Origin of the sequence: Sphingobacterium composti (genome assembly GCF_009829075.1) — a bacterium.
In the GTDB taxonomy this organism is placed as follows: domain Bacteria; phylum Bacteroidota; class Bacteroidia; order Sphingobacteriales; family Sphingobacteriaceae; genus Sphingobacterium; species Sphingobacterium composti.
This window is the reverse complement of sequence record NZ_WUQZ01000001.1, coordinates 50,012-76,331: the sequence shown is the minus strand read 5'-3', so window position 1 is coordinate 76,331 and position 26,320 is coordinate 50,012. Positions and strand designations below refer to the sequence as shown.

38 protein-coding genes are annotated in these 26,320 nt (G+C 36.8%); 3 read left to right on the top strand and 35 right to left on the bottom strand.

What is annotated here, in order from left to right; genetic code table 11:
- Window positions 1–7: 7 nt before the first annotated feature.
- The 3 genes from argB to GOQ17_RS00415 are packed head-to-tail and all read right to left on the bottom strand — an operon-like array spanning window position 8 to window position 2,943.
- The gene (gene argB / locus GOQ17_RS00425; protein WP_159633149.1) at window positions 8–805 is read right to left on the bottom strand and encodes an acetylglutamate kinase; all 798 of its coding nucleotides are present in this window, start codon (window positions 803–805) and stop codon (window positions 8–10) included.
- Between the two features lie 10 nt (window positions 806–815).
- On the bottom strand, window positions 816–1,781 hold the full coding sequence (locus GOQ17_RS00420; RefSeq protein ID WP_159633146.1) for a Rossmann-fold NAD(P)-binding domain-containing protein: 966 nt from the start codon (window positions 1,779–1,781) through the stop codon (window positions 816–818).
- 25 nt (window positions 1,782–1,806) lie between these two features.
- Complete coding sequence (locus GOQ17_RS00415) at window positions 1,807–2,943, bottom strand: aspartate aminotransferase family protein (RefSeq protein WP_159633142.1); 1,137 nt, start codon at window positions 2,941–2,943, stop codon at window positions 1,807–1,809.
- A 262-nt stretch (window positions 2,944–3,205) separates the two neighbouring features.
- On the opposite strand from GOQ17_RS00415, the gene GOQ17_RS00410 reads away from it, so the two are divergent.
- Window positions 3,206–4,516: an acetylxylan esterase gene (locus GOQ17_RS00410; protein WP_159633139.1), complete on the top strand. Its 1,311-nt coding sequence runs from the start codon at window positions 3,206–3,208 to the stop codon at window positions 4,514–4,516.
- 8 nt (window positions 4,517–4,524) lie between these two features.
- A complete protein-coding gene (locus tag GOQ17_RS00405) occupies window positions 4,525–5,721 on the top strand; it encodes a metallophosphoesterase family protein (protein WP_159633136.1) in 1,197 nt (398 codons plus the stop codon).
- A 58-nt stretch (window positions 5,722–5,779) separates the two neighbouring features.
- Here GOQ17_RS00405 and rplQ read toward each other — a convergent pair whose 3' ends face one another.
- The 29 genes from rplQ to rplC all read right to left on the bottom strand — a co-directional run bounded on the left by rplQ (window position 5,780) and on the right by rplC (window position 20,856).
- The gene (rplQ, locus tag GOQ17_RS00400; protein WP_159633133.1) at window positions 5,780–6,298 is read right to left on the bottom strand and encodes a 50S ribosomal protein L17; all 519 of its coding nucleotides are present in this window, start codon (window positions 6,296–6,298) and stop codon (window positions 5,780–5,782) included.
- 148 nt (window positions 6,299–6,446) lie between these two features.
- The gene (locus tag GOQ17_RS00395) at window positions 6,447–7,439 is read right to left on the bottom strand and encodes a DNA-directed RNA polymerase subunit alpha (RefSeq protein WP_159633130.1); all 993 of its coding nucleotides are present in this window, start codon (window positions 7,437–7,439) and stop codon (window positions 6,447–6,449) included.
- Window positions 7,440–7,524: 85 nt separating this feature from the next.
- The gene (rpsD, locus tag GOQ17_RS00390) at window positions 7,525–8,133 is read right to left on the bottom strand and encodes a 30S ribosomal protein S4 (RefSeq protein WP_159633668.1); all 609 of its coding nucleotides are present in this window, start codon (window positions 8,131–8,133) and stop codon (window positions 7,525–7,527) included.
- 66 nt (window positions 8,134–8,199) lie between these two features.
- Complete coding sequence (gene rpsK, locus GOQ17_RS00385; protein WP_159633127.1) at window positions 8,200–8,589, bottom strand: 30S ribosomal protein S11; 390 nt, start codon at window positions 8,587–8,589, stop codon at window positions 8,200–8,202.
- 10 nt (window positions 8,590–8,599) lie between these two features.
- A complete protein-coding gene (rpsM, locus tag GOQ17_RS00380; RefSeq protein ID WP_159633124.1) occupies window positions 8,600–8,977 on the bottom strand; it encodes a 30S ribosomal protein S13 in 378 nt (125 codons plus the stop codon).
- 29 nt (window positions 8,978–9,006) lie between these two features.
- Entirely contained in the window at window positions 9,007–9,123 is a 117-nt protein-coding gene (ykgO, locus tag GOQ17_RS00375) for a type B 50S ribosomal protein L36 (protein ID WP_021071232.1), read from the bottom strand.
- A 38-nt stretch (window positions 9,124–9,161) separates the two neighbouring features.
- Complete coding sequence (gene infA / locus GOQ17_RS00370) at window positions 9,162–9,380, bottom strand: translation initiation factor IF-1 (RefSeq protein ID WP_010599888.1); 219 nt, start codon at window positions 9,378–9,380, stop codon at window positions 9,162–9,164.
- Between the two features lie 77 nt (window positions 9,381–9,457).
- A complete protein-coding gene (gene map / locus GOQ17_RS00365; RefSeq protein WP_159633121.1) occupies window positions 9,458–10,240 on the bottom strand; it encodes a type I methionyl aminopeptidase in 783 nt (260 codons plus the stop codon).
- Between the two features lie 8 nt (window positions 10,241–10,248).
- Window positions 10,249–11,589 carry a preprotein translocase subunit SecY gene (gene secY / locus GOQ17_RS00360; RefSeq protein ID WP_159633118.1) on the bottom strand — a complete coding sequence of 447 codons (1,341 nt, stop codon included), beginning with the start codon at window positions 11,587–11,589 and terminating at the stop codon, window positions 10,249–10,251.
- 3 nt (window positions 11,590–11,592) lie between these two features.
- Window positions 11,593–12,039 (bottom strand): 50S ribosomal protein L15, encoded by a 447-nt coding sequence (rplO, locus tag GOQ17_RS00355; protein ID WP_159633115.1) that lies wholly within the window; start codon window positions 12,037–12,039, stop codon window positions 11,593–11,595.
- A 123-nt stretch (window positions 12,040–12,162) separates the two neighbouring features.
- On the bottom strand, window positions 12,163–12,342 hold the full coding sequence (rpmD, locus tag GOQ17_RS00350) for a 50S ribosomal protein L30 (RefSeq protein WP_159633112.1): 180 nt from the start codon (window positions 12,340–12,342) through the stop codon (window positions 12,163–12,165).
- 5 nt (window positions 12,343–12,347) lie between these two features.
- The gene (rpsE, locus tag GOQ17_RS00345; protein ID WP_159633109.1) at window positions 12,348–12,866 is read right to left on the bottom strand and encodes a 30S ribosomal protein S5; all 519 of its coding nucleotides are present in this window, start codon (window positions 12,864–12,866) and stop codon (window positions 12,348–12,350) included.
- A 12-nt stretch (window positions 12,867–12,878) separates the two neighbouring features.
- Window positions 12,879–13,232 carry a 50S ribosomal protein L18 gene (rplR, locus tag GOQ17_RS00340; protein ID WP_159633106.1) on the bottom strand — a complete coding sequence of 118 codons (354 nt, stop codon included), beginning with the start codon at window positions 13,230–13,232 and terminating at the stop codon, window positions 12,879–12,881.
- Window positions 13,233–13,237: 5 nt separating this feature from the next.
- Entirely contained in the window at window positions 13,238–13,792 is a 555-nt protein-coding gene (gene rplF, locus GOQ17_RS00335) for a 50S ribosomal protein L6 (RefSeq protein ID WP_159633103.1), read from the bottom strand.
- Window positions 13,793–13,815: 23 nt separating this feature from the next.
- Window positions 13,816–14,214 carry a 30S ribosomal protein S8 gene (rpsH, locus tag GOQ17_RS00330; protein ID WP_149912422.1) on the bottom strand — a complete coding sequence of 133 codons (399 nt, stop codon included), beginning with the start codon at window positions 14,212–14,214 and terminating at the stop codon, window positions 13,816–13,818.
- Window positions 14,215–14,356: 142 nt separating this feature from the next.
- Entirely contained in the window at window positions 14,357–14,626 is a 270-nt protein-coding gene (gene rpsN, locus GOQ17_RS00325) for a 30S ribosomal protein S14 (RefSeq protein ID WP_079643270.1), read from the bottom strand.
- On the bottom strand, window positions 14,619–15,188 hold the full coding sequence (rplE, locus tag GOQ17_RS00320) for a 50S ribosomal protein L5 (RefSeq protein WP_159633100.1): 570 nt from the start codon (window positions 15,186–15,188) through the stop codon (window positions 14,619–14,621). Before rplE ends, rpsN begins: the two co-directional genes overlap by 8 nt.
- The gene (gene rplX / locus GOQ17_RS00315; protein ID WP_159633097.1) at window positions 15,188–15,529 is read right to left on the bottom strand and encodes a 50S ribosomal protein L24; all 342 of its coding nucleotides are present in this window, start codon (window positions 15,527–15,529) and stop codon (window positions 15,188–15,190) included. Before rplX ends, rplE begins: the two co-directional genes overlap by 1 nt.
- A gap of 2 nt (window positions 15,530–15,531) precedes the next feature.
- Complete coding sequence (gene rplN / locus GOQ17_RS00310) at window positions 15,532–15,900, bottom strand: 50S ribosomal protein L14 (RefSeq protein WP_132777948.1); 369 nt, start codon at window positions 15,898–15,900, stop codon at window positions 15,532–15,534.
- Window position 15,901: 1 nt separating this feature from the next.
- Window positions 15,902–16,156, bottom strand: coding sequence for a 30S ribosomal protein S17 (gene rpsQ / locus GOQ17_RS00305; RefSeq protein WP_028071573.1), 255 nt, complete (start codon window positions 16,154–16,156; stop codon window positions 15,902–15,904).
- A 14-nt stretch (window positions 16,157–16,170) separates the two neighbouring features.
- The gene (gene rpmC, locus GOQ17_RS00300) at window positions 16,171–16,389 is read right to left on the bottom strand and encodes a 50S ribosomal protein L29 (RefSeq protein WP_159633094.1); all 219 of its coding nucleotides are present in this window, start codon (window positions 16,387–16,389) and stop codon (window positions 16,171–16,173) included.
- Window positions 16,390–16,484: 95 nt separating this feature from the next.
- Window positions 16,485–16,907: a 50S ribosomal protein L16 gene (gene rplP, locus GOQ17_RS00295; protein WP_149912417.1), complete on the bottom strand. Its 423-nt coding sequence runs from the start codon at window positions 16,905–16,907 to the stop codon at window positions 16,485–16,487.
- A 56-nt stretch (window positions 16,908–16,963) separates the two neighbouring features.
- Window positions 16,964–17,761 (bottom strand): 30S ribosomal protein S3, encoded by a 798-nt coding sequence (gene rpsC / locus GOQ17_RS00290; RefSeq protein WP_159633091.1) that lies wholly within the window; start codon window positions 17,759–17,761, stop codon window positions 16,964–16,966.
- Window positions 17,762–17,772: 11 nt separating this feature from the next.
- Window positions 17,773–18,204, bottom strand: a complete 432-nt coding sequence (rplV, locus tag GOQ17_RS00285; protein WP_159633088.1) for a 50S ribosomal protein L22 — start codon at window positions 18,202–18,204, stop codon at window positions 17,773–17,775.
- 6 nt (window positions 18,205–18,210) lie between these two features.
- Entirely contained in the window at window positions 18,211–18,477 is a 267-nt protein-coding gene (rpsS, locus tag GOQ17_RS00280; RefSeq protein ID WP_132777943.1) for a 30S ribosomal protein S19, read from the bottom strand.
- Window positions 18,477–19,304, bottom strand: a complete 828-nt coding sequence (rplB, locus tag GOQ17_RS00275) for a 50S ribosomal protein L2 (protein WP_132777942.1) — start codon at window positions 19,302–19,304, stop codon at window positions 18,477–18,479. Before rplB ends, rpsS begins: the two co-directional genes overlap by 1 nt.
- A gap of 7 nt (window positions 19,305–19,311) precedes the next feature.
- Window positions 19,312–19,602: a 50S ribosomal protein L23 gene (rplW, locus tag GOQ17_RS00270; protein ID WP_159633085.1), complete on the bottom strand. Its 291-nt coding sequence runs from the start codon at window positions 19,600–19,602 to the stop codon at window positions 19,312–19,314.
- A gap of 1 nt (window position 19,603) precedes the next feature.
- Complete coding sequence (rplD, locus tag GOQ17_RS00265; RefSeq protein WP_159633082.1) at window positions 19,604–20,233, bottom strand: 50S ribosomal protein L4; 630 nt, start codon at window positions 20,231–20,233, stop codon at window positions 19,604–19,606.
- A 5-nt stretch (window positions 20,234–20,238) separates the two neighbouring features.
- Entirely contained in the window at window positions 20,239–20,856 is a 618-nt protein-coding gene (gene rplC, locus GOQ17_RS00260) for a 50S ribosomal protein L3 (protein WP_159633079.1), read from the bottom strand.
- 319 nt (window positions 20,857–21,175) lie between these two features.
- On the opposite strand from rplC, the gene GOQ17_RS00255 reads away from it, so the two are divergent.
- Window positions 21,176–22,057 carry a DUF3078 domain-containing protein gene (locus tag GOQ17_RS00255; protein ID WP_159633076.1) on the top strand — a complete coding sequence of 294 codons (882 nt, stop codon included), beginning with the start codon at window positions 21,176–21,178 and terminating at the stop codon, window positions 22,055–22,057.
- Between the two features lie 71 nt (window positions 22,058–22,128).
- Here GOQ17_RS00255 and GOQ17_RS00250 read toward each other — a convergent pair whose 3' ends face one another.
- From GOQ17_RS00250 to GOQ17_RS00240, 3 genes are all read right to left on the bottom strand, one after another.
- Window positions 22,129–24,495: a PDZ domain-containing protein gene (locus GOQ17_RS00250; protein ID WP_159633073.1), complete on the bottom strand. Its 2,367-nt coding sequence runs from the start codon at window positions 24,493–24,495 to the stop codon at window positions 22,129–22,131.
- 170 nt (window positions 24,496–24,665) lie between these two features.
- On the bottom strand, window positions 24,666–25,025 hold the full coding sequence (locus tag GOQ17_RS00245) for a CoA-binding protein (RefSeq protein ID WP_159633070.1): 360 nt from the start codon (window positions 25,023–25,025) through the stop codon (window positions 24,666–24,668).
- A gap of 21 nt (window positions 25,026–25,046) precedes the next feature.
- Window positions 25,047–26,231, bottom strand: a complete 1,185-nt coding sequence (locus GOQ17_RS00240; protein ID WP_159633067.1) for a serine hydrolase domain-containing protein — start codon at window positions 26,229–26,231, stop codon at window positions 25,047–25,049.
- Window positions 26,232–26,320: the final 89 nt, after the last annotated feature.

Below are 26,320 nucleotides of genomic sequence, written 5' to 3'. Positions count from 1 at the left end.
AAGTTAATTACTTATTGATAAGACAAGTTCCGAATTTTTGCTGTTGAAACAAATGTAAATTGGAAGCATTGCCAATATATACAGATTTCACCCCTTTATTGATTGCTTCAAACGCATTTTCTAACTTTGGAATCATACCATCGCTAATTACTCCACGCTCTTTATACTTCACAAAATCATTCGCAGTGATATTTTCAATCACAGAATTATCATCATTTACATCCAACAACACCCCATTTTTCTCAAAACAGTAAATCAAAGATGTTTCATAATGTTCGGCCATTGAAGTTGCTAAAGCAGAAGCTATAGTATCTGCATTGGTATTCAATAATTGTCCCGACCCATTATGCGTTATTGCAGAGAAAACAGGAGTAAAACCTGCATCCAAAAACTTCTTAATCGCTAAAGAATTCACTGAATCTGCTAAAATATCTCCAGCAAATCCATAATCAATCTCTCTAACAGGACGCTTAATTGCTTTAATTACATTCCCATCTGCTCCACTTAATCCAATAGCATCACATGTATATTTTTGTAATGTAGCGACTACTTTTTTGTTTGTAAGCCCAGCGTAAACCATCGTCACCACGTCCAACATATCTTGATCCGTAATACGGCGACCTTCGACCATCTTAGCTTCTAATCCCATTTTGGAAGCTACACGTGTAGCAATCTTCCCACCACCGTGCACCAAAATTTTCTTGCCTGGAATGGCAGCAAATTTTTCTAAGAAAGCTTCTAATTGAATATCATCATCAATTACATTACCACCGATCTTTATAATATTCAACGTACTATTTGACATATATATTTACTTATTTATTTAGACTTTCCAACATTCTTTTCAACACCACTTGTGCTGCCCAAACACGGTTGCTTGCTTCTTTGATAACTAATGAATTTGGACCATCTAATATTTCCGAAGATAATTCCAAATCACGACGTACTGGCAAACAGTGCATCACTTTAGCATCATTTGTTAAGGTCAACTTTTGATTGTCCATCATCCAGTTTTCACTTACTGGATAAACTTGACCGTATTCTTTGTAGGAAGACCAGTTTTTCACATACACAAAGTCAGCACCAGCTAATGCTTCATCCAAATTATTCGTAATAGTAGCACCTTTAGTAAAATCTTCTGCTAAATCATAACCTTCAGGGTGCGCAACAGTAAAGTCTACTAAACCTTGCTCTTGTGCCTTTGACATCCATTCCGCAAATGAATTTGGCACCGCTTGCGGCAATGCTTTCACGTGTGGAGCCCAAGCCAATACTACTTTAGGTTTAGCTACTTTTTTGTGCTCAGTGATTGTAATGAGGTCTGTCAAACTTTGCAATGGATGACGCGTGGCACTTTCTAATGATACAACAGGTACACCACAGAATTTGATAAATTTATTAAACAAATCTTCGTTATAATCCGCTTCTTTGTCTTTCAAAGAAGGGAATGAACGCAAGCCTAAGATATCACAGTATTCGCCCATTACAGCAGCAGCTTCACGAATGTGTTCTACTGTTGTACCATTCATAACGACACCGTCTTGCGTTTCCAAAGCCCAACCGTCTTTATCCATATTCATGACCATGACGTTCATGCCTAGGTTCATGGCCGCTTTTTGCGTACTTAAGCGTGTACGTAAGCTTGGATTCAAGAACACTAAACCCAATGTTTTATATTTACCTAATGTTTCGTTTGCATTAGGATTCGCTTTTAGTTCTAAAGCTTCTTTGACGATAGCATCCAAACTATCCACATCCGCTACTGAAAAGAATTTTTTCATTGATATCGTTATCTATGAATCTATATTATAAAGCTTTTAGACGTTCGTCTAAAGCTGTTAAAAATCTATCTGCAATATCTTTTGTTATATTCAAAGCTGGTAAAATACGTATCACATTTGGCTTAGCTTCACCTGTGAAAATTCTATTTTTAGCCAACAAATCTTTTTTCACACCTGCCAACTCTGCTGGTAAATCAATACCTATCATCAAACCACGTCCTCTTACGTCTTGAACTTTATCAAAGTTCTTTAATTCATCAATCAAATAAGAACCAATTGTTTTAGCATTTTCTAACAAATTTTCTTGTTTGATAACATCCAAAACAGCAACAGCTGCAGCACAAGCTAAATGATTACCACCAAAAGTAGTACCTAACAAACCGTATGAAGCTTTGAATTTAGGCGCAATAGCAATACCCCCGATTGGAAAACCATTACCCATACCTTTTGCCATCGAGTAAATATCAGCATTTACGCCTGCATAATCATGTGAATAAAAATCACCTGTACGTCCGTAACCACATTGTACTGAATCAGCAATATATACAGCTCCGTATTGATCACACAATGAACGGATTAATTTTAAAAATGAAATTGATGCCTCACGAATACCACCAACTCCTTGAATACCTTCAATAATGACTGCAGCGATTTCTTCTCCAAATTCCGAAAATGCCTTAGTCAAAGCGTCTTCATCATTGAATGGTAAGAAGACAACATTATCCGTTTGGTTTACTGGAGCCACAATACTCGGATTGTCTGTAGCAGCAACAGCCAACGAAGTACGTCCGTGAAAAGCCTTCGTGAAAGCAATCACTTTCTTACGTCCTGTATGAAACGAAGCCAATTTCAATGCGTTTTCATTAGCCTCAGCACCTGAATTACATAAGAATAACGTATACTCCTCTTTACCCGACACCTCACCCAATTGTTGAGCCAATCGTTTTTGAATAGGAATTTCAATCGAGTTAGAATAGAAACCAATAGCATTCAATTGGTCAGTAATCGTTTTTACATAGTGTGGATGAGTATGTCCAATAGAAATTACGGCATGACCACCGTACAAGTCCAAATACTCATTACCTTCTGCATCCCAAATAGTTGAGCCTTGTGCTTTGACTATATTGATAGGATTGACAGGATAAACATCAAATAAATTCATTTTAGTATAACGTATTGTGTTGCATAAAACATTGTCTATGAAACATAGTTAGCAAATATAGTCAAGTGTGAATAAAATGGGGTATTTAAAATTTTATTTTTGCATAAAAAACACATTTTATATACTATGCCCTAGAGAAATTAGCTAGTTCAACTAGATTAAACAATTTCAATTAAAATATTTTAAATACTTTTAATTGCTATCAAAAATACAGATATTTAAATTCATTAATACAAACCATTATAACATCTTAACACAATCTATGAAAAAATCAATTATTCTAACTGCTGTCTTATGCGCCTATATCTGCATTGCATCACAATTTTATGCCTTCGCGCAATCAAGGCATAATCAACCTATTCAAGTATTAGTTACGCCAAACAAAGCCGATTGGACGTATGCCCCTGGTGAAAAAATTAAATTCACCACCACCATTATTAAAAATCATTTACCTATGCAAAATGTGGATGCTACTTATTCTATAGGGTTGGAAAAAATGGCGCCAACACAAAAAGGTAGTATTAAGGTAAATAAACAAAATTATGAAGTTGGTAACGCTTTCTCTGTTGACACACCAGCTTTTATTCGATGTGAAGTCAAAGTTAAAGTAGATGGAATAGAATATAGAGGTATAGCAACAGCAGCTATTGCACCTGACAAAATTAAACCTACACAGACTTTACCTGAAGATTTTGACCAATTTTGGAAATCAGAATTGGAAAAAGCAAATAAAATTCCGTTAGAGATAACATACACCTTATTACCTGAACGTTCTACAGCAAAAGTAGATGTATACCATATCAGTTACAAAAATATAGATAATAGTAGAATGCATGGAATTCTTGCAAAACCAAAGAAAGCAGGTAAATATCCTGCCATTTTACAGGTTCCAGGAGCTGGAATTCGACCATATAACGGATTAATTGATCAAGCTGAACAAGGCTTTGTGACACTTCAAGTAGGAATTCATGGCATTGCCGTTACCAACGATGCTAGTCTATATACTGATCTTAGTACGGGTGCATTGAAAGGCTATCCGACAATGAATTTGGATAATAAGGATACCTACTATTATAAAAGGGTCTATATTGGATGTAGCAGAGGTGTAGATGTTTTGGCTTCCTTAGATGAAGTCGATTCTTCAAATATTATCCTTTGGGGAGGAAGTCAAGGAGGCACACTTTCTATTACAACTACTGCTCTAAATAAAAAAGTAAAAGGACTAGCCGCAATTTATCCAGCTATGTGCGATCTGACAGGCTATTTACATAATCGCGCTGGAGGTTGGCCACATATGTTTAATTCATCTAATGCGGTTACAATGGCGACGAAACAAAAAATTGAAACTTCAGCGTATTACGATGTGGTGAATTTTGCACGAAAAATTACTGTTCCAGGATTTTATACTTGGGGATATAACGATGAAACTTGTCCCCCAACTTCATATTACGCTGCATACAATCAGATAAAAGCACCAAAGGAATTATACTTAGTACAAGAAACAGGACACTGGACCTACCCAGAGCAACAAACAAAACTATTTGATTGGATCAAAGAATTTGTTAAGAAATAAAGGTACTTATGAAATCTAATAGAAGAAATTTTATGAAATCTTTGGGACTATTGACATTTACAGTCCCAAATATCTCTTTATCTAAAGAAATTGAACAACCTATTAGAAGTGAAAATATTGAGCCAGGATTTACTGTTTTACCCTATCTTCAAAACCTTACATCAGATTCAATAAACATTCAGATATTGACAAATACAAATAGTTATACTTGGATTGAATATGGAATCGAAAAAATAGATCAAGTTTATTTTGAAAGTAAACATGGCATGAAAGTAGCAAATTGTCGCTTTTTCAATTTTCACCTCAAAGGCTTAAAGCCAGATACTACCTATAGTTACTGCGTCCACACCAAACATCTAATCAAAATGTCCGGCTATGATATTAAATATGGAGAAGAGATCGTAACAGAAAATTATACTTTCAAAACACAACCTGTAAATAAAAGCTCTTGCGAAGTCATCATATTTAATGACATACACGATAGAGCAGAAAGTTTCGGTGAATTGTGGAATGTAAAGAAGCAGACAAATACTGATTTGGTTTTATTCAATGGAGACATCTTCAATCAAGTATATGAAGAAAGTCAAGTTGTCAAAAACTTCTTCATGCCAATCAGCAAACTTTTTTCAACCAATACACCTTTTGTATTCAATCGTGGAAATCATGAGACAAGAGGTGCCTTTGCAAGGGAATTAGTTGAAATTTTTAACAAACCTAATAAAGTAACTTATCAAGCATTCAAGCATGGCCCCATATTTTGGATTTGTCTAGACTCAGGTGAAGATAAAACCGATGGAAGTAGTGAATACTTTGGACTTGCTGACTATGATAAATTACGACTTGAACAACGTGATTGGCTATTAAGTATTGTAAAAACTAAAGCATACAAAAAAGCAAAATATAGAGCTGTTGTCATGCACATGCCTCCATTACATTCTGGGGATTGGCACGGACCCACACACTGTACCGAACTTTTTGTTCCAATCTTTAATCAACACAAAATAGACATTGTGTACAGCGGACATACGCATAAAGCAAAATTTTACCCACCTTCCGGACAAAATAAATTTGCACTCTTTATTGGAGGAGCACCACAAATTGGTAAAAGAACAATAATGGATATAAAAGCAAATGAGAAGTCTTTTCTAACTCAAATGATTGATGATAGTGGTAATATATTAGAAAAATGGGAAATTAATAGATAAAAAAAAGCCTTTCATCATAAGATGAAAGGCTTTTTCCTTTATGAGATAAGTACTCTAATTAGTCTTTTTTCTCTTCTGTAGCTGGTGCTTCTTCTGTAGGAGCTGTTTCTTCAGCTTTCACTTCTTCAGAAACTTCTACAGTTTCAGTAGCTTTTTTCTTAGAAGAACCACGACGACGAGTAGATTTTTTCTCAGTTTGAGCAGTTTTACCATACACTTCGTTGTAATCTACAAGCTCGATGAAAGCCATCTCAGCGTTGTCACCTAAACGGTTTTCTAATTTGATGATACGTGTGTAACCACCTGGACGCGTAGCAACTTTTTCAGATACTTCGCGGAACAAAATAGTAACTGCATCTTTATCCTTTAAGTAAGCGAATACTGTACGACGAGAGTGAGTCGTGTCAGTTTTTGATTTAGTAATCAATGGCTCAACATATTTACGCAAAGCTTTAGCTTTAGCCAAAGTAGTAGTAATACGTTTGTGTTTGATCAATGACGTCGCCATGTTAGCTAACATCGCCTTACGGTGACTGTCAGTGCGGCCTAAGTGATTTACTTTTTTTCCGTGTCTCATTTTAGTTTTTGTTTTTGTGCATACCGTCCTTTTTTGAATTAAGGATCAAAGATGAATGATAAAAGACAAAATCTTTACTCTTTAATCTTTGTTCCAAATTTTCCTTCAGGGGAATTATGCAACAGGTCGCTTAATTATTTAATTAATATTAGTCTTCGTCTAATTTGTATTTAGACAAGTTCATTCCGAATGATAAACCTTTAGATTTTACCAATTCTTGAATTTCGCTTAATGATTTTTTACCGAAGTTGCGGAATTTCAACATGTCAGCTACGTCATAAGTTACTAACTCAGCTAGACTGCGAATATCAGCAGCTTTCAAACAGTTCAATGCACGAACAGAAAGATCTAAATCTACTAATTCAGTTTTCAAGATCTTACGCATATGTAAGATTTCCTCGTCAACAACTTTAGTCTCTTCTTTAGTTTGTGACTCTAACAACATATTTTCGTCAGAGAACAACATGAAGTGTTGGATTAAGATACGAGCAGCCTCTTTCAAAGCATCCTCTGGGTGAATAGAACCATCAGTAGAGATGTCTAACAACAATTTCTCGTAGTCAGTTTTTTGCTCTACACGGTAGTTTTCAATGGTATATTTCACATTCTTAATCGGAGTATAGATAGAATCGATAGCGATTACACCTACAGGACCATCAGTTACTTTGTTCTCTTCCGCATTTACATAACCACGACCTTTTGAAACTGACAATTCAACCTCAATAGTTACTGAGCTTTCCATGTTACAGATTACTAAGTCTGGGTTCAATACAGTAAAGTTATTCGAAAACTTAGTGATATCACCAGCTTTGAATTGATCTTGACCATTGATAACTACAAAGATTTTCTCGCTGTCACCTTGCTCACCTGATTTCTTAAAACGTACTTGCTTCAAGTTTAAGATGATCTCCGTAACGTCTTCTGCTACACCTTTAATAGTAGAGAATTCGTGAGACACTCCTGAAAATCTAATCGACGTAATTGCATATCCTTCTAAAGAGGACAATAAAATACGGCGCAAAGCATTACCAATTGTTACACCAAAACCTGGCTCTAATGGACGAAATTCGAAAGTACCATCAAAATCTGTAGATTTTTGCATGATCACTTTATCCGGTCTTTGAAATGCTAAAATTGCCATTTATAATATTTTAATATTTTTAACAATGTATATCTTAATAGCATATGCATAACCCGTAAAAGGTTATGCATATTTCTATTAATTATTATTTAGAGTACAACTCTACGATTAAGTTTTCTTTGATATTCTCAGGGATATCTGCTCTTTCTGGGTAGCTTAAGAACTTACCAGTAAGATTTTTAGCATCCCACTCTAACCAACCAAATTTGTTGATAGTTCTACCAGCTACTGAAGTAGTGATAGCTTCTAAAGTTTGAGAACGCTCACGTACAGCGATTACATCGCCTGGGCGTACGCTATATGATGGAATGTTAACAACATCGCCGTTAACAGTAATGTGCTTGTGTGAAACTAATTGACGAGCAGCTGAACGTGTAGGAGCAATTCCTAAACGGTAAACAACATTATCCAAACGAGCTTCTAATAATTTCAAGAAGATCTCACCTGTGATACCTTGTTTTGCAGATGCTTTAGCGAATAAGTTAGCGAATTGACGCTCTAATACTCCGTAAGTATATTTCGCTTTTTGTTTTTCTAACAACTGAACTGCGTATTCAGATTGTTTACCTCTTCTTTTTGAAGGACCATGCTGTCCAGGAGGATAATTTTTTTTCTCTAATGCTTTATCAGGACCAAAAATAGGCTCTCTGAATTTACGTGCAATTTTGGACTTAGGTCCTGTATATCTTGCCATTTCTTTCTCTGTTTGAAGTATCATTCAGCCTGTAGCTGACGAATCTTATCTTAAACAATAATATTATTAAACTCTTCTACGTTTTGGAGGACGACAACCGTTGTGAGGAAGTGGTGTAATATCTTTGATAGTAGTTACATCAATACCTACAGTTTGTAATGTACGGATCGCTGATTCACGACCTGCACCTGGTCCTTTAACGAAAACTTCAACTTTACGTAATCCTAAGTCATAAGCAACTTTACCACAGTCTGAAGCAGCTTGACCTGCAGCGTATGGAGTATTCTTTTTAGAACCTCTAAAGCCCATTTTACCAGCTGATGACCATGAAATAGTTTGACCTGAATTGTTAGTCAAAGTAATAATAATGTTGTTAAAAGTAGCATTGATATGAGCTTGACCTACAGGCTCGATAACAACGATACGTTTTTTAGTAACTTTTTTACTTTTAGCCATTTCTTACTTATTATTTAGTAGCTTTTTTCTTGTTTGCAACTGTCTTACGTTTACCTTTACGAGTACGAGAGTTGTTTTTAGTACGTTGACCACGAACTGGTAAGTGTTTACGGTGACGTAATCCACGGTAACAACCAATATCCATCAAACGTTTGATGTTTAACTGAACTTCTGAACGCAATGCACCTTCTACTTTGATCTCATCATTGATGATAGTACGAATTGCTGCTAATTGATCATCGTTCCACTCTGATACTTTAACGTCTTGACTAATTCCTGCTTTATCCAAGATATAAGCAGCAGTGGCACTACCAATACCGAAAATGTAGGTAAGGCCAATAACACCTCTTTTGTTTTTAGGTAAATCTATACCTGCTATCCTTGCCATATAATTTTTTAAGCGATTTTGTTAATTAATTATCCCTGACGTTGTTTGAATTTAGGGTTCTTTTTGTTGATCACAAAAATCTTTCCTTTACGACGGATGATTTTACAATCCGCGCTACGTTTTTTTACTGATGCTCTTACTTTCATTGTAATAAAATTGTTAAAGCTCTTCGCAGAGCGCTATCTTATTTATAACGATATGTTATTCTACCTTTTGTTAAATCATAAGGCGACATCTCCAATTTCACTTTGTCTCCTGGAAGAATTTTGATGTAGTGCATACGCATCTTACCCGAAATATGAGCAATGATTTCATGCCCATTTTCCAATTCTACACGAAACATAGCATTAGATAATGCTTCTCTGATAACTCCGTCTTGTTCTATTGAGGCTTGTTTAGCCATATATCAATTCTTATTTACGTTCTAACAACCTGCACTTAACAGGAGTGCAAAGATAAATAAAAAATATTGAATGCCAACTACTTTTTATTTAAAACTTTTTCAATCTCATCAAAATTCAACAACACATCTGGTGTACCTTTGCGGATTGCAACCATCTGCTCAAAGTGCGCAGACAACTTACCATCCACGGTGCTTACTGTCCATCCATCGTCCCAAAACTTTACTCCTGCTTTACCCGCATTGATCATTGGTTCAATACAGATTACTAAGCCAGATTCTAATTTTGGTCCCGCACCACGTTTACCATAATTCGGAACTTCAGGTTTTTCATGTAGATTAAGACCTACGCCATGACCTACAAGCTCTCGTACGATACCGTAATTATAAGGTTGAACATATTCTTGAATAGCTGACGAAATATCACCCACACGTTTTCCTGCTACAGCTTGTTCTACTCCTTTTTGTAAAGAAGCTTTAGTTACGTCTAATAGTAATTGAGCTTCCTCTGATAATTCTCCTACACCAAATGTATATGCTGAATCTGAAATAAATCCATTCAGATTTACCCCCCCATCAACAGAAACTATATCACCATCTTTGATGACATAATCACTAGGGAAACCATGAACGATTTGATCATTAACAGAGATACATAATGAGTAAGGGAAACCGTGATAATTCAAAAAAGCTGGTGTACCACCATGATCATGGATATAGTCAAATGCTAACTTGTCCAATGATATTGTTGTAATACCAGGTTTGATTACCTTGGCAATTTCAGCAAGTAAATTCGAGAGTACATTTGCTGACTCTCGAATTTGCTCGATTTGTTCTTCTGTTTTATAAATTACTTTAGACATCTAAAGAATTAAATAGCTGATTGATCATACCCCTCTACTCCAACAGCCGAACGACCTTTTACACGACCTGTCTTCATCAATCCATCATAATGACGCATCAATAAATGAGATTCGATTTGTTGAAGTGTATCTAACACTACACCTACTAGAATCAACAACGATGTACCCCCATAGAAGTGTGCAAAGTTGTTATTAACTCCAGCAGCACTTGCTATTGCTGGCAATATTGCTATTATAGCTATAAAAATTGCTCCAGGGAAAGTGATACGAGAAATTACATTATCTATAAATAAATTCGTGTCATATCCTGGTTTGATGCCTGGTACGAATCCACCATTCTTCTTCATATCTTCAGACATTTGCTGAGGATTCACCATGATAGCAGTATAGAAAAATGTAAATGCAATGATCAACACCGCAAAAGTTACATTATACGCTACTGAAGTAAAATCAGTCAATGCTGTTAAGAAATCTGATTGAAGACTAGGGAAAAATTGTGCCAACGACATTGGTAAAAACATGATAGCTTGTGCAAAAATGATAGGCATTACACCCGCTGCATTCACTTTCAATGGAATGTACTGACGTACACCGCCCACTTGCTTATTACCTACAATTTTCTTCGCATATTGCACAGGTATCTTGCGCACTCCCTGCACGATCAAAATAGTAAAGATCACAACAAAGAATAAAGCAATAAACTCTACAATAAATGGAATAATACCGCCACCACTTGGGCTCATACGAGATCCCCATTCAGCCACGATACCACCTGGCAATTGTGCTATGATACCAGCCATGATGATCAATGAGATACCATTACCAATACCCTTATCGGTGATTTTCTCACCCAACCACATCACAAACAAAGTACCAGCTGACAAAACGATAGCAGCAAGAATAGTGAACATTGGATCTTCGATAGTCTTAGCAGAAGCATCAATCTGAGTCTTCACATAAGCTATAGCTTGTACCAATGTAATAGCTACTGTCAGGTAACGCGTAATCTGTGTCATTTTTTTACGACCAGACTCACCCTCCTTTTGCATCTTTTGAAAAGCCGGAACTGCAATCCCCAATAATTGTACAACGATAGATGCCGAGATGTAAGGCATTACACCTAGAGCAAATATTGCTGAGCGAGAAAAAGAACCTCCGGAGAACATGTTGATCATGCCCAAAAGCCCCTCCTTTTCACCAGCATTTACTAACGCATCTGGATTAACACCTGGTAATACCACGTGACATCCAATACGATAAATTAGAAGAAATAGCAACGTATTCAAGATACGGTTACGTAAATCTTCTATTTTCCATATATTGGTTAAGGTTGTGATTAGTTTTTTCATGTATTAAAGTTTTACGATAGAACCACCTGCAGCTTCGATTGCTTTTTGAGCAGACGCTGAGAATGCATGCGCTTTAACTTCAACTTTAGCTTTCAACTCACCACGACCCAATACCTTTACTAAGTCATTTTTAGAAGCCAAACCATGAGCTTTCAACGTATCAAAATCAATAACAGTTAAGTTATGTTTTTCAACTAAAGCTTGTAGTACGTCTAAGTTTACGCCGTTGTATTCTACACGGTTAGCGTTTTTGAAACCGAATTTAGGAACGCGACGTTGCAAAGGCATTTGACCACCTTCGAAACCGATTTTGGTAGAGTGACCTGAACGTGAGCCAGCACCTTTGTGACCACGTGTAGATGTACCACCACGACCAGAACCTTGACCACGACCAATACGTTTTCTGCTTTTTGTTGAACCAGCTGCTGGTTTTAAATTACTTAAGTTCATTTTAAACTAAGATTATGTTGCCCCTTCGCTTTCACTATACAGGCGACAACGATTAACAAATAATTATTAATAAACAACTAATGGAAAGAGCCAAAACTCTTTCCATATTGTATGTTTTGCTTATTAGATAGCTTCTATAGCTACTAAATGGTTTACTTTACGTACCATTCCGATGATAGCTGCAGTAGCTTCTACTTCTACTGAGTGATTGATTTTTTTCAAACCTAATGCCTCAATAGTTTTCTTTTGGCGCTCGCTTCTGTCGATAACGCTCTTTATCTGGGTAATTTTGATTTTTGCCATGATAATTAACCGTTAAATACTTTATTTAAATCGACACCGCGGTGTTGAGCTACTGTATATGCATCACGCATGCTTGCTAATGCAGTAATAGTTGCTTTCACTACGTTGTGTGGGTTTGATGATCCTAATGATTTAGCTAATACGTCTTTGATACCAGCAGATTCCAATACAGCGCGCATTGCACCACCTGCTAAAACTCCAGTACCATCTACAGCTGGTTTGATCAATACTGAACCACCTGAGAATTTACCATATTGCTCGTGAGGTACAGTTCCATTAATTATAGGAACTTTTACCAAATTTTTCTTAGCGTCATCGATACCTTTCGTGATAGCTTCAGTAACCTCTTTAGCTTTACCTAAACCGTAACCAACGATACCGTTTTCATCACCAACAACTACAATAGCTGAGAAGCTAAAAGTACGACCACCTTTAGTTACTTTCGCTACGCGTTGGATGCTTACTAAGCGATCTTTTAATTCAATTTCGCTTGATTTTACTCTTTTAATATTGCTTAATGCCATTATCTTTCTTGATTAAAAGTCTAAACCGCCTTCGCGAGCACCCTCTGCCAATGATTTCACACGGCCATGGTATAAGTACCCATTACGGTCAAAAACTACTTTACTAATACCTGCTGCAACAGCTTTCTCAGCTACCAATTTACCTACAGCTTTAGATTGCTCTACTTTATTACCTGATGCTACGAAATCTTTAGATAAGCTTGAAGCTGCAGCTAAAGTTTTACCTGTAGTATCGTCGATAACTTGCGCGTAGATTCCTTTATTAGATCTAAAAACTGATAAACGAGGACGCTCAGTTGTGCCAGCAAGGTTTTTTCTAATTCCTTGTTTGATTCGCTCTCTGCGAGATGTTTTACTTCCTGCCATGGTTATTATTTTTTAGCTGATTTACCTGCTTTTCTTCTTAATACTTCACCCGCAAACTTGATACCTTTACCTTTATAAGGCTCTGGAGCGCGGAAGCTGCGAATTTTCGCTGCTACTTGTCCGATCAATTGCTTGTCTACAGACTCTAAAGTAATAGTAGGGTTTTTACCCTTTTCAGCAGTAGTTGTAACTGTAATTTCCTTTGGCAATACAAAAACGATCTGGTGAGAGAAACCTAAAGTTAACTCTAATGTATTACCAGTGTTTGCAGCACGGTAACCTACACCAACTAACTCTTGCGTAGTTTTGTAACCTTCAGTAACACCAATCACCATATTATTCAATAGTGAGCGGTATAAACCGTGTAATGCTTTGTGTTTCTTTTGTTCAGTAGGGCGAGTTACAACGATGTTACCATCTTCTTCCTTAACCGTAATGTCGCTGTCTACTTGTTGTGATAGTTCACCTTTAGGACCTTTTACTGTTACCAGATTCTTATCTGATACAGTCACCGTTACTCCCGCAGGAATAGCGATAGGTGCTTTTCCAATTCTTGACATTTCTTCGTGTTTTTTTTCCTAGATTAATAAACGTAACATAAAACCTCACCACCCACATTTTGTAAGCGAGCTTCTTTATCTGTCATAACACCTTTAGATGTAGACAAGATAGCGATACCCAAACCATTCAAAACGCGAGGCATGTTGTCAACACTTGCATACTTTCTTAAACCAGGTTTACTCACACGTGTCAAAGTGCGAATAGCCGGTACTTTGCTAATTGGGTTATACTTCAACGCAATTTTGATAGAACCTTGAGGTCCTTCTTCTACGAATTTGTAATTAGCAATGTAACCTTTGTCAAAAAGAACTTTTGTGATTTCTTTTTTCAGGTTCGATGCAGGAATTTCAACAACCCTGTGGTTGGCCTTAATGGCATTCCTTACTCGTGTAAGGTAATCCGCTATTGGATCTGTATTCATTATGTAAAAATATTGTGACAATGGTTTCCAATGCTCATTTGAACACAAGACCTACTGTCTGTTAATAAAAAAATTGCAATGCAAAAGCCCTGATAAGTCTTATTTCAGACTTATCCGGGCAAAAATAGTTATTTTTTCTTGATTACCAAGAAGCTTTTGTAACCCCTGGGATCTTGCCATCAAGTGCCATCTCACGGAAAGTAACACGAGAGATACCAAATTGACGCATATATCCTTTAGGACGACCTGTTAATTTACAACGATTGTGCAAACGAACAGGAGAAGCATTTTTAGGTAATTTATCTAATCCTGCGTAGTCTCCAGCTTCTTTAAGAGCTGCACGTTTAGCTGCATATTTAGCAACTAATTTTTGACGTTTAACTTCGCGTGCTTTTAATCCTTCTTTAGCCATTGTTGTTCGAATTTTGATTTTTGAATGGTAAACCGAATTGCTTTAATAACTCCAAAGCTTCGATATCGTTTCCAGCAGAAGTCACGAAAGTGATATCCATACCAGCGATCTTATTGATTTTGTCAATATTGATCTCTGGAAAGATGATTTGCTCTGTGATACCTAAGTTGTAGTTACCTCTTCCGTCAAAACCTTTGTCATTGATACCACGGAAATCACGGATACGAGGCAAAGATACTGCGATCAAACGGTCTAAGAATTCGTACATATTGTTGTCGCGTAATGTTACACGAGCACCAACTGGCATTCCTTTACGAAGTTTGAAGTTAGAGATATCCTTTTTTGATTTAGTAGCAACTGCTTGCTGACCAGTGATCAATGTTAATTCAGCGATAGCGTTATCGATTAATTTTTTATCTGCTGTAGCAGCACCGATACCTTGTGATACAACTATTTTCTCAAGTTTCGGAACTTGCATAACGCTTTTATACTGGAATTTTTCTTTAAGCGCTGTACGGATTTCTTCCGCATATTTCGCTTTTAATCTTGGTACGTAAGTCATTATTTAATTTCCTCCCCTGATTTTTTAGCGTAACGAACAATTTTGCCATCTGCATTAACTTTGCGACCTACGCGAGTAGGAGCTCCTGTTTTAGGATCGATCAAAGCTAAGTTTGAGATGTTGATTGCAGCTTCTTTCTCGATAATACCACCTTGAGGATTAGCTGCGCTAGGTTTAGTGTGTTTTTTTACTTTGTTAGCGCCTTCAACGATAGCTCTATTTGCATCCACTAAAACTTGCAATACTTTTCCTTGAACACCTTTAGAGTTACCAGCGATAACTTTCACTAAATCACCTTTTTTAATTTTGATTTTGTGAGTTGTTTTTGTTTTTTGTGCCATAATTATAAAACCTCCGGTGCTAGTGATACAATCTTCATGAACTGTTTCTCACGTAATTCACGAGCTACTGGGCCGAAAATACGTGTTCCACGAGGTTCATCATTATTATTTAATAATACTGCAGCGTTGTCATCGAAACGAATATAAGAACCATCTTTACGACGGATTTCTTTTTTCGTACGTACTACTACTGCTTTAGAAACTGATCCTTTTTTAACGTTTCCTGAAGGCATAGCGCTCTTTACAGATACAACAATCTTATCACCGATTGATGCATAACGCTTGCGCGTACCGCCCAACACACGGATTACTAAAACTTCTTTAGCACCGCTGTTGTCAGCTACATTTAGTCTTGATTCTTGTTGTACCATGTTATTTAGCTCTTTCTATTATTTCAACTAATCTCCAGTTCTTTGTTTTACTCAGCGGACGAGTTTCCATGATTAATACCGTATCGCCGATACCGCAGGTATTAGTTTCGTCATGAGCTTTGAATTTAGTAGTTTTCTTAACGAATTTACCATAGATAGGGTGTTTTACTTTACGTTCAACAGCTACTACGATAGATTTGTCCATCTTGTTGCTCACTACTAAGCCGATTCTTGTTTTTCTTAAATTTCTTTCCATTTCGACTTTAATTTTTATGCCTCAGCGGCTGTTTCAGATTTTGCTGCATTTTTACGCTTAGAAATCTCAGTAGAGATACGAGCGATATTTTTGCGAGCTGCTTTTAAAACGTTAGGGTTTTCTAAAGCAGAAACAGCATGTGCAAATTTTAATTTGTTTAACGCCGCTTTTTCTTCAACTAATTTAGCTGCTAAAGCGTCTGTTGTTAATTCTACGATTTCTGAATTTTTCATTGTGTTCAGTGTTAATGCTGGGTTATCAATTCTGTTTTTATGATGCCTCTCGAGTAACGGTCGAGAGGCTAAACTATTGACATTACCAACGATTTTTATGCTTCAACGTAGTCTCTACGTATTACAAACTTAGTTTGTACCGGTAATTTTTGAGCTGCAAGGCGTAAAGCTTCTTTAGCAATTTCTAAAGATACACCTTCTGCTTCGAATAACATACGGCCTGGTCTTACTACTGCTACCCAATATTCAGGAGCACCTTTACCTTTACCCATACGTACCTCTGCAGGCTTTTTAGTAACCGGTTTGTCAGGGAAGATACGGATCCATACTTGACCTTCACGTTTCATAAAACGTGTTACCGCGATACGAGCTGCCTCGATTTGACGGCTAGTGATCCATGCTTCTTCCATTGATTTGATACCGAAAGAACCGAAAGCTAATTCTGCTCCACGAGAAGCATTACCTTTCATACGGCCTTTTTGCATCTTTCTGAACTTCGTTCTTTTTGGCTGTAACATGTTCGTATTTTTTTAATCCCGACCCTCGTCGGGACAATTTTAAATCTTGTTATTAATTAATCTTTTTTAGCACCACGGTTTTGTCCGCCACGGTTTCCACCACGGTTATTGTTATCACGACGGCCACCACGGTTATTACCTCCACGGTTGTCACGACGATCACCGCCTTCGTTACCGCCACGAGTTTTCGTGTTAGAAGTTTGACCAATGTTAGGAGATAAGTCACGTTTACCGTATACTTCACCTTTACAGATCCATACTTTGATACCAATTTTACCGTAAGTAGTTAAAGCTTCTGCTAAAGCGTAGTCGATATCAGCACGCAATGTGTGTAGAGGAGTTCTTCCTTCTTTGTATTGCTCAGTACGAGCCATCTCAGCACCACCAAGACGACCTGAACACATGATTTTGATACCTTCCGCGCCCATACGCATTGTAGAAGCGATAGAAGTTTTCATTGCACGACGGAATGAAATACGAGCTTCTAATTGCTTAGCTACACCTTCAGCTACTAATTTAGCATCTAATTCTGGACGTTTGATCTCGAAGATGTTGATTTGAACATCCTTTTTAGTCAATTTCTTTAACTCTTCTTTGATCTTGTCAACCTCTTGACCACCTTTACCGATAACGATTCCTGGACGAGCCGTGTGAATAGTTACAGTGATGCGTTTTAAAGTTCTTTCAATAACAACTTTAGCTACGCCACCTTTTGCGATACGTACAGAAAGATATTTTCTGATTTTATGGTCTTCAACTAATTTATCGGAATAGTTCTTTCCGCCGAACCAGTTAGAATCCCATCCTTTGATGATTCCTAATCTGCTACCTATTGGATTTGCTTTTTGTCCCATTCTATAATAAATTAGTTGTTAACGTTATTTAAACTATCTACTACCAAAGTCACGTGGTTTGAGCGTTTACGTACTCTGTATCCACGACCTTGTGGAGCTGGACGTAATCTTTTCAATTGACGACCACCACCTACTGATACTTCTTTTACGAATAATGCGCTGTCTGCCACAGATGCACCTTCGTTGCTAGTTTCCCAGTTTTTGATTGCAGACAATAACAATTTCTCTACGCGAGCTGCTGCCTCTTTGCTTGAATGTTTTAGAATGTAAAGAGCGTTCTCTACTTTCTCGCCACGGATCAGATCCACTACTAAACGCATTTTACGTGGTGAAGTAGGGCAATTCAATAATTTGGCAGTAGAAGCTCCTCCTGTTTGAGCTTTTGCCTGCTCTTTGCGTTGTCTGATAAGTACAGACTTCTTAACTTTTTTTGTTGCTTCCATTACCTATTATTTTTTCTTTTCTGCGTGGCCTTTGAATGTACGCGTAGGCGCAAATTCACCAAGCTTGTGACCAACCATATTTTCTGTTACATAAACCGGAATAAATTTATTCCCGTTGTGCACTGCGAAGGTATGGCCAACAAAATCAGGTGAAATCATTGATCTACGAGACCAAGTTTTGATAACTGATTTTTTGTTTGTTTCATTCTGAGAAAGAACTTTTCTTTCTAAGTTGTGATCGATGTAAGGACCTTTTTTAATTGAACGAGCCATTATTTTTTCCTTCTTTCAATGATGTAACGATTCGATGTTTTCTTTTTGTAGCGTGTTTTGAAACCTTTAGCTAACACACCTGTACGAGAACGTGGGTGACCTCCCGAAGTACGGCCTTCACCACCACCCATAGGGTGATCAACTGGGTTCATCGCAACACCACGAACGCGAGGACGACGACCTAAGTGACGTTTACGACCAGCTTTACCTAACACTTGGTTAGCTTTCTCAGCATTTGATACTGAACCGATAGTCGCAACACATGTCAATAAGATCATGCGAACTTCGCCTGATGGCAATTTGATAATAGCATATTTACCGTCACGAGCAGACAATTGAGCGTAAGTACCAGCCGAACGAGCGATTGAACCACCTTGACCAGGATTCAATTCGATGTTGTGGATGATAGAACCCAATGGAATGTTTGCTAATGGTAATGTATTACCAACTTCTGGAGCAACTTTTTCACCTGCAATCACAGTCATACCAACTTGTAATCCTGTAGGAGCGATGATGTAACGTTTTTCACCATCCGCGTAGTGCAATAATGCAATACGTGCTGTACGGTTTGGATCGTACTCGATAGTAGCTACTGTTGCTGGGATTTCTTTTTTATCGCGTTTGAAATCTATAATACGGTAAACTTTCTTGTGTCCGCCACCGATATAACGCATAGTCATTTTACCAGTCTTGTTACGACCACCTGATCTTTTGTTTGCTCCTACTACCAACGACTTTTCAGGAACGTTTGTAGTAACATCAGAATAGTCTGCGCCTACTCTGAAACGAGTACCAGGGGTAACCGGTCTGAATCTTTTAACTGCCATTTTTTATTTATATAACACTGTAAAAGTCAATAGTTTCACCATCTTGAATTGTGATGATGGCTTTTTTATACTTAGGAGCTCTTCCAGAAACGAATCCTGCTTTAGTGTAACGGCTTTTTGCTTTACCAGCTACTACTGAAGTATTTACTGCAACTACAGTTACACCAAACATTTCTTCGATAGCAGATTTAATCTGAATTTTGTTTGCTCTATGATCTACTTTGAAAGCATAACGGTTTAATTTTTCCGTTAATAATGAAGCTTTCTCAGTTAAGATAGGTTTTTTAATAATCTCCATATTACTTAGCTAATGCTTCCTCCAAAGTTTTAACAGAATCTGTAGTTAACAATAATTTAGTAGCGTTCAATACATCGTAAGTATTTAACTCAGCTGCTACTACAACTTTTGCTTTCTTTAAGTTTCTGCTTGATAAATAAACATTGTTATTGTAGTCTGGTAAAACTAATAATGTTTTTTCGTCAGCTACATTTAATGCGTTTACTAAAGCAACATAGTTTTTAGTTTTGATTGTGTCAAAATTAACAGCATCCAATACTAATACATTGTTTTCTTGCGCTTTGTAAGACAACGCTGATTTACGTGCTACTTGTTTCAATTTTTTGTTCAATTTGAACGAGTAATCACGAGGTTGAGGACCGAATACACGACCACCACCATTAAACAATGGAGATTTGATAGAACCCGCACGAGCACCACCAGTACCTTTTTGTTTGTGTAATTTACGAGTTGAACCCGCGATTTCATTACGTTGTTTAGATTTGTGAGTACCTTGGCGTTGATTCGCTAAGTATTGTTTCACATCCAAATAGATCGCATGGTCGTTAGGTGTTACACCGAAAACTGTTTCAGGAAGTTGCACCTTGGCACCTGTTTCTTTACCTGATAAATTTAATACTTTAACTTCCATCACTACTATTTGTCTAAGATTACGTAAGAACCTTTAGCTCCTGGGATAGAGCCACTAACTACGATTAGGTTTTGCTCAGCATAAACTTTCAATACTTGTAAGTTTTGAACTTTTACACGCTCACCACCTGTACGACCCGCCATGCGCATTCCTTTGAATACACGTGAAGGCCATGAAGCTGCACCGATAGAACCTGGAGCACGTAGTCTGTTGTGCTGACCGTGAGTCGCACCACCTACACCACCAAATCCGTGACGCTTCATCACACCTTGAAAACCTTTACCTTTTGAAGTACCAACTACGTCTACGTACTCGCCTTCAGCAAATAAAGTTACATCAACGATGTCACCTAGTGATTTCTCATCCTCGAAAGTTTTGAATTCAACTAGTTTACGCTTAGGAGCCACTCCCGCTTTTGCGAAGTGTCCTTTAAGAGGAGCAGTTGTGTTCTTTTCCTTAGCATCATCATAGCCAAGTTGAACAGCTGAATAACCGTCCTTCTCTACCGTACGTATCTGCGTTACCACGCACGGCCCAGCCTCGATTACTGTACAAGGGATGTTCTTCCCTTCAGCATTGAACAGGCTGGTCATTCCTACTTTTTTACCAATAATTCCTGACATGTTATAAATTAAATTAATTAAAGTCCATCGAAGCAGTAGGGCTTCGCTCAAGACATACTTTTCCCAATAAGGGACTGCAAAAGTACAAAGATTTTTATAACTATCAAATAATTAGCTGATTATTTTTCATTTAATTATAGAATTTAACATTTTAGAATTATCATAATTTCAAATAGTTCTAATTAACAGAAATAGATAGTCATTTCATACCCGGCATTCAATTAATGTGTAAGTTTATTTCTACAAAACAAAAACTATTATAAACACTGAGCTGATCATTAGGATAAAAAATCACACTTTTGCACAAAAATTTAAATCAATGAGAAAAATCATTTTCCTAATATTAGTGATATATTCTACAAACACAGCATTTGCTCAAATAGACACTGCAAAAAACTGGACTATCAAAGGCGAAAACACTTTCCTTATTAACCAAAGCTCATTTACAAACTGGGCTGCCGGGGGAGTGAACTCATTCGCTGGAAATGTAGTCTTAAATTACGATTTCAATTACAAGAAAGATAAATGGAGCTGGGACAATAAAGTATTGGCTGCATATGGTCAAACTTTCCAAAAAGAAACAGATTGGAGAAAGAACGATGATAGATTTGCCTTAAATTCATTGTTAGGCTACCAACTTACTGATAAGTGGTTATACACATTCTTCACAAACTTCAACACACAGTTTGCGAAAGGTTATAAATATGATGAAAGTGGTAATGGCGAATTGACATCTTCAGGATTCTCTCCAGCTTATTTGAGTTTTGGACCTGGTATGGCTTACAAAGAATCGGATAATTTTAAAATCAACTTATCACCAGCTTCTGCTCGTTTCGTATTCGTTACGAATCCAGATATCGACGAGACATTATATGGATTGGATGCTGGCGCAAAATCAAGATTCGAGTTCGGTGCTTCATTAGATGCTTACTACAAAAAAGACATCATGGAAAATGTAGCATTTGAAAATATCTTGAGATTATATTCTAATTACTTAGAAAACCCTCAAAATGTGGATATCGATTATACAGCAAACTTATTTATGAAAGTAAATAAATTTATTACCGTAAATGCTGGTGTACAATTAATCTATGACGACAACACCAAAATCCCAACATTCGAGAATGGTGTAAAAGCAGGTGAAGACCCGAAGCTACAAGTTAAACAAGTTGTAGGCGCTGGTATCACTTACAAATTCTAGGCTAGACTAACCAACTTATAAACGAGAAGGAGACTAATTTGGTCTCCTTCTCTATTTTATTGAATTATATACTACAACTCTAACAACAAATCCTGTTTCTTTTGATTTCTATAAATGGTAAAGCCAATCTTGTGATAATAATGCACTTTTTGAATTATTTGCTCTAAATCATTGGTATTTTTCACTTCTTGACCTTCACAAGCCACGATTACATCATTCATCAAAAACCCATTATACTTCAAATAGGAATTTTCATCAAAACCGACAATCATGACACCATCTATACTTGGCAAACCCGCTGCTGATTGCTCACCCAATGTCTCAATAGATTTTAAGGTCGCCCCTTTATAACTCCATGATTTGTGCGCTTCAACTTGATCTGATTTATTATAAGTCAATTCTGGTATTTCTGGAAAAGCTGCCATTTTCTTCAACCTTGGACACGTTACACCAAAATTATCCATATCAAAATTCTTAAACCCAGTAGGTAAATTCTCCGTCAATGTAAAATCTCCTTTTGTTGGATCCCTAAATGTCGGTGTAATCAATACTCCATTTTTTTCCAAACCTTTCTTCTGATCTTTTAGTAAATCAGAAGCTTTTATATAATAATTTTCATCTACTTTGCCTCCCCAATAATCGACCCTGATATCTTGATGAGATGACATGACAATATTGTTCGTAAACACATCGTGACTATTCTTGAACCAGACATGTGGATGAAAACCATTATTTAGCATAATATTATTATATACTTTACGATGAAATCCCTCACGTAGCTTGATTCCTCCTTGTAGACATAGATTGTTATAAATCTCATAATTAGTAGAACCATCATCCAAATCTATATCCCATCCGTGGTCACAACGAAATCTATTATTTCTAATCTTAGTAATCTTGATTGCATCCAACAGAATCAGCTCAGGACGACGTTCAACCAATTCATCCATCACTTTACGGTCTGGATGCCAATATCTATCACGTCCCCAAGAGTTGAATGCCCCATGGTCGCTTGTTTCCAAAACCGTATTAAACACATCATTAAAAGCAATATCATGACCACCCCAAGTTCCATCACCTACATTAATACCCGCTCTTGGAATATTATAAATCGTATTGTGTAATACACGAATAGATTCAGCCATGGCAATTTGAACACCAGCTACCTGCTTTTCAACTAGTCCAATATCACGTATTAAGTTATTGCTTACCTCACAGTCCTTTGGATAATTCTGTGTTTTAGAACCTTCAACTATATCTAAATCTACCTCTTTAACAAATTCCTCGTATCGGAACGATGGTGAACGCACTGCATTTGGGTCCCCCACAAAAGATACTGCACTTGCCCCTATATTCTCAATTAGATTTCCGGAAACCTTTAATTCCCTATTGTAATTGCTTACAAATACAGCATTACCACCGAGATTATAAAAGTTAGACGACGACACCTCACAGTTTTCCGTGTTTTCCAAAATAACTGCTCCTTGCCTATATATTGTCCAATCACTACGCAATAAGGGTTCACTTGTCTTCATAAAGGTTGGTGCCGTATTTACATAGTCGAATCCTTTTATTTGAATATATTGAACTGGCTTTTTATTTCCCTTAATAGTGAAAATACTCTCCAATCTAGCCGTTTCGAATTTTAGTGTATTTGGATTTTTTCCTTCTTCGGGCTTGTAATGAAGCGTGGAAGTCTTTGCATCAAAATACCATTCGTTAGCAGCATCCAACTCTTCAAAGATATTTTCTACAAAACGGAACGTATTATGCATTGGGCTAGGACGATTATTTTGTTGCCCACCTTCCAATATTAAATTTCCATCCTTATCCTTTCCTTTGATTATAAAGTGAAAGCCGCCCCATTTACCTTCATGCAAAGCGTGTACGAATCCACCTTCAGCATTTTTCCATTTACTTACACGCTGAGGCGATATTGCATCAGCTGCGTAGCCATTGAAAGGATTTATATTAGCATTATAGTTTGGATAACGAGCTTTTATTAATTTCTTGCCATCTGCATACAAATCTTCAATAGCTATATTGTTGGCTACGCGAACATGCCATATACCGTTAACTCCTTTTTGCCAATCTAACTTATCTAGCGACACTCCCGCATTTAATACCACTTGCTTCCCCTCTTCTGCCTTTATGATAAATGGATTTTTAGCTGTGCCCGAATAAGATTCATCCAACAAAATGCTTTTTGCTAAATGATACTTCCCTTCCAACACTACTAATTCTAGTGCAGCAGTTTTCTGTGACTTCTTTAGAATTGAAGCTTTCTTTAGGCCAGCCTCCAATGTTGCCAAAGGAGAGCCTTTTGTACCTTTATTAGAATCACTTCCGCTATTAGAAACATATATAGATTGAGCAAAACAAAATTTGGTGAAGGCTATAAAAAATACCATAAATATAAAACGTGATTGAATTTTCATAATTGATTTTACTATTTCTTCTTAGTTACAAAGTAGGAATAGCTAAAAATACTTGGAATATTTCCTTAAAGAATAAACTATATTACCCTTTAAGAAAACTAAACAACCATTTTATTACAAAAAAAGCGTATAGTTAATCACCATACGCTTTGACACAATTTTAATAAACGTTAATATTGTCCAGTATTCAACATGACCAAAGTACAAGCTTCAACTGACTCTATTCCTGCTTCTTTCAATTTTTCCGACAACTCTTGGTTTTCAGTTCCTGGATTAAAGATAACACGCTTTGGTTTTGTATTAAGAATATAATCATAGTAAGGCGGCTGATTTTTTGGCCCCACATATAATGTTATCGTATCAATATCAGTATGTATATCCTCCGCTGGTTGAATTTCAACTCCTGCTACTTCACCCACTTTACGCCCAACATTGACGATTGGATAGCCTTTTCTAACCAACTTATTGGCTACTAAATAAGAGTATCTTGCCGTATTAGTGCTTGCACCTAAAATCAATGTCTTTTTCATATACTTAAAATTATAATTTTATTACTCAACAAAACCGCCAGAGGCGTTATATGCATTTTGTCTTAATATAGGCATTTCCAGAATTTTATACAACTCATCCAGCTGATTTAAACTTCCGTTGACCATATTTGACAATAGCACTATTGTGACATCATTTGATAAATCTCTAATATACAGATTTTTGAATCCGTGCCACCAACCTGTATGATAGACAATTTTTTCTTTACCTGAGGTAAACATACGCCACCCGTAACCATAGCTAAACAAACCACGCTTTGCATCAGAACGTGGAACATACGCTGAATCTAACAACTCTTGATTTAACAACCTTCCTTCTTTTAGCGCTCTATCCAATAAATACATGTCCTTGACCGTACTGTATATTCCCTTATCACCTAATGGACCATCTAAATAATCTTGAACGACAGATCTACGCCATACACGATCATGACCAATTACATCCGTTGGAATTTTCTCATATTTCACTCGCGATAATGCTGCCGTATTTTTCATGCCCGCCGGCCTAAACACATTTTCTTGCATATACGTATCAAAATCTTGCCCCGAAACTTTCTCAACTATAGCTCCCAATAACATATAGTTGGAATTATTATAATGAAAGCGTCCATCAGGTTTCCCGTATCGCGCAGGCTTATGTTCAATCATCAAATTTATAGCATCCATATTAGACATTCCTTTCTTACGATCAGGCCAAATTTTGTCAACAAAATAAACATAATTCGGCAAGCCTGAACGATGAGTTAACAGCTGTCGAACAGTCACGCCCTCATATGGAAGACCAGGAAAAAAATCTGTGACCAGTTGATCTATACCAACTTTATCATTTTCTATTAATTGTAAAACAGCTAAAGCCGTCATTGGTTTAGATACTGATGCTAATTCAAATTTTGAATCTATATGTAAACTATCTTTGTGCAAATAATCCGCCCAACCAAAAGAATTTTGATAAAGAATTTTACCCTTCTTTGCAATTAACACATTACCATTAAAACCCGATCGCTTATGCAGTTTCTGCATAAATTCATCAATACGAGGGTCAGCATCTTGAGGGTTATAAATTAAAGAAATACTATCTAATTCCGATTGTTTTTGCCTAACTTCTTCTTGTTTCTTCGCTTCGGAATTACAAGAAATAATAATAATTGTACTTACGAAAACTGCTATTAAACTAACTAATCTATCCACGTTTCTTCTAGTATATTTGAATTCAAATAAATATAGAGCGTTTATAAAAGAAAACCCAAAAAAGAAGCCACTTTATTTAATAAAGTGGC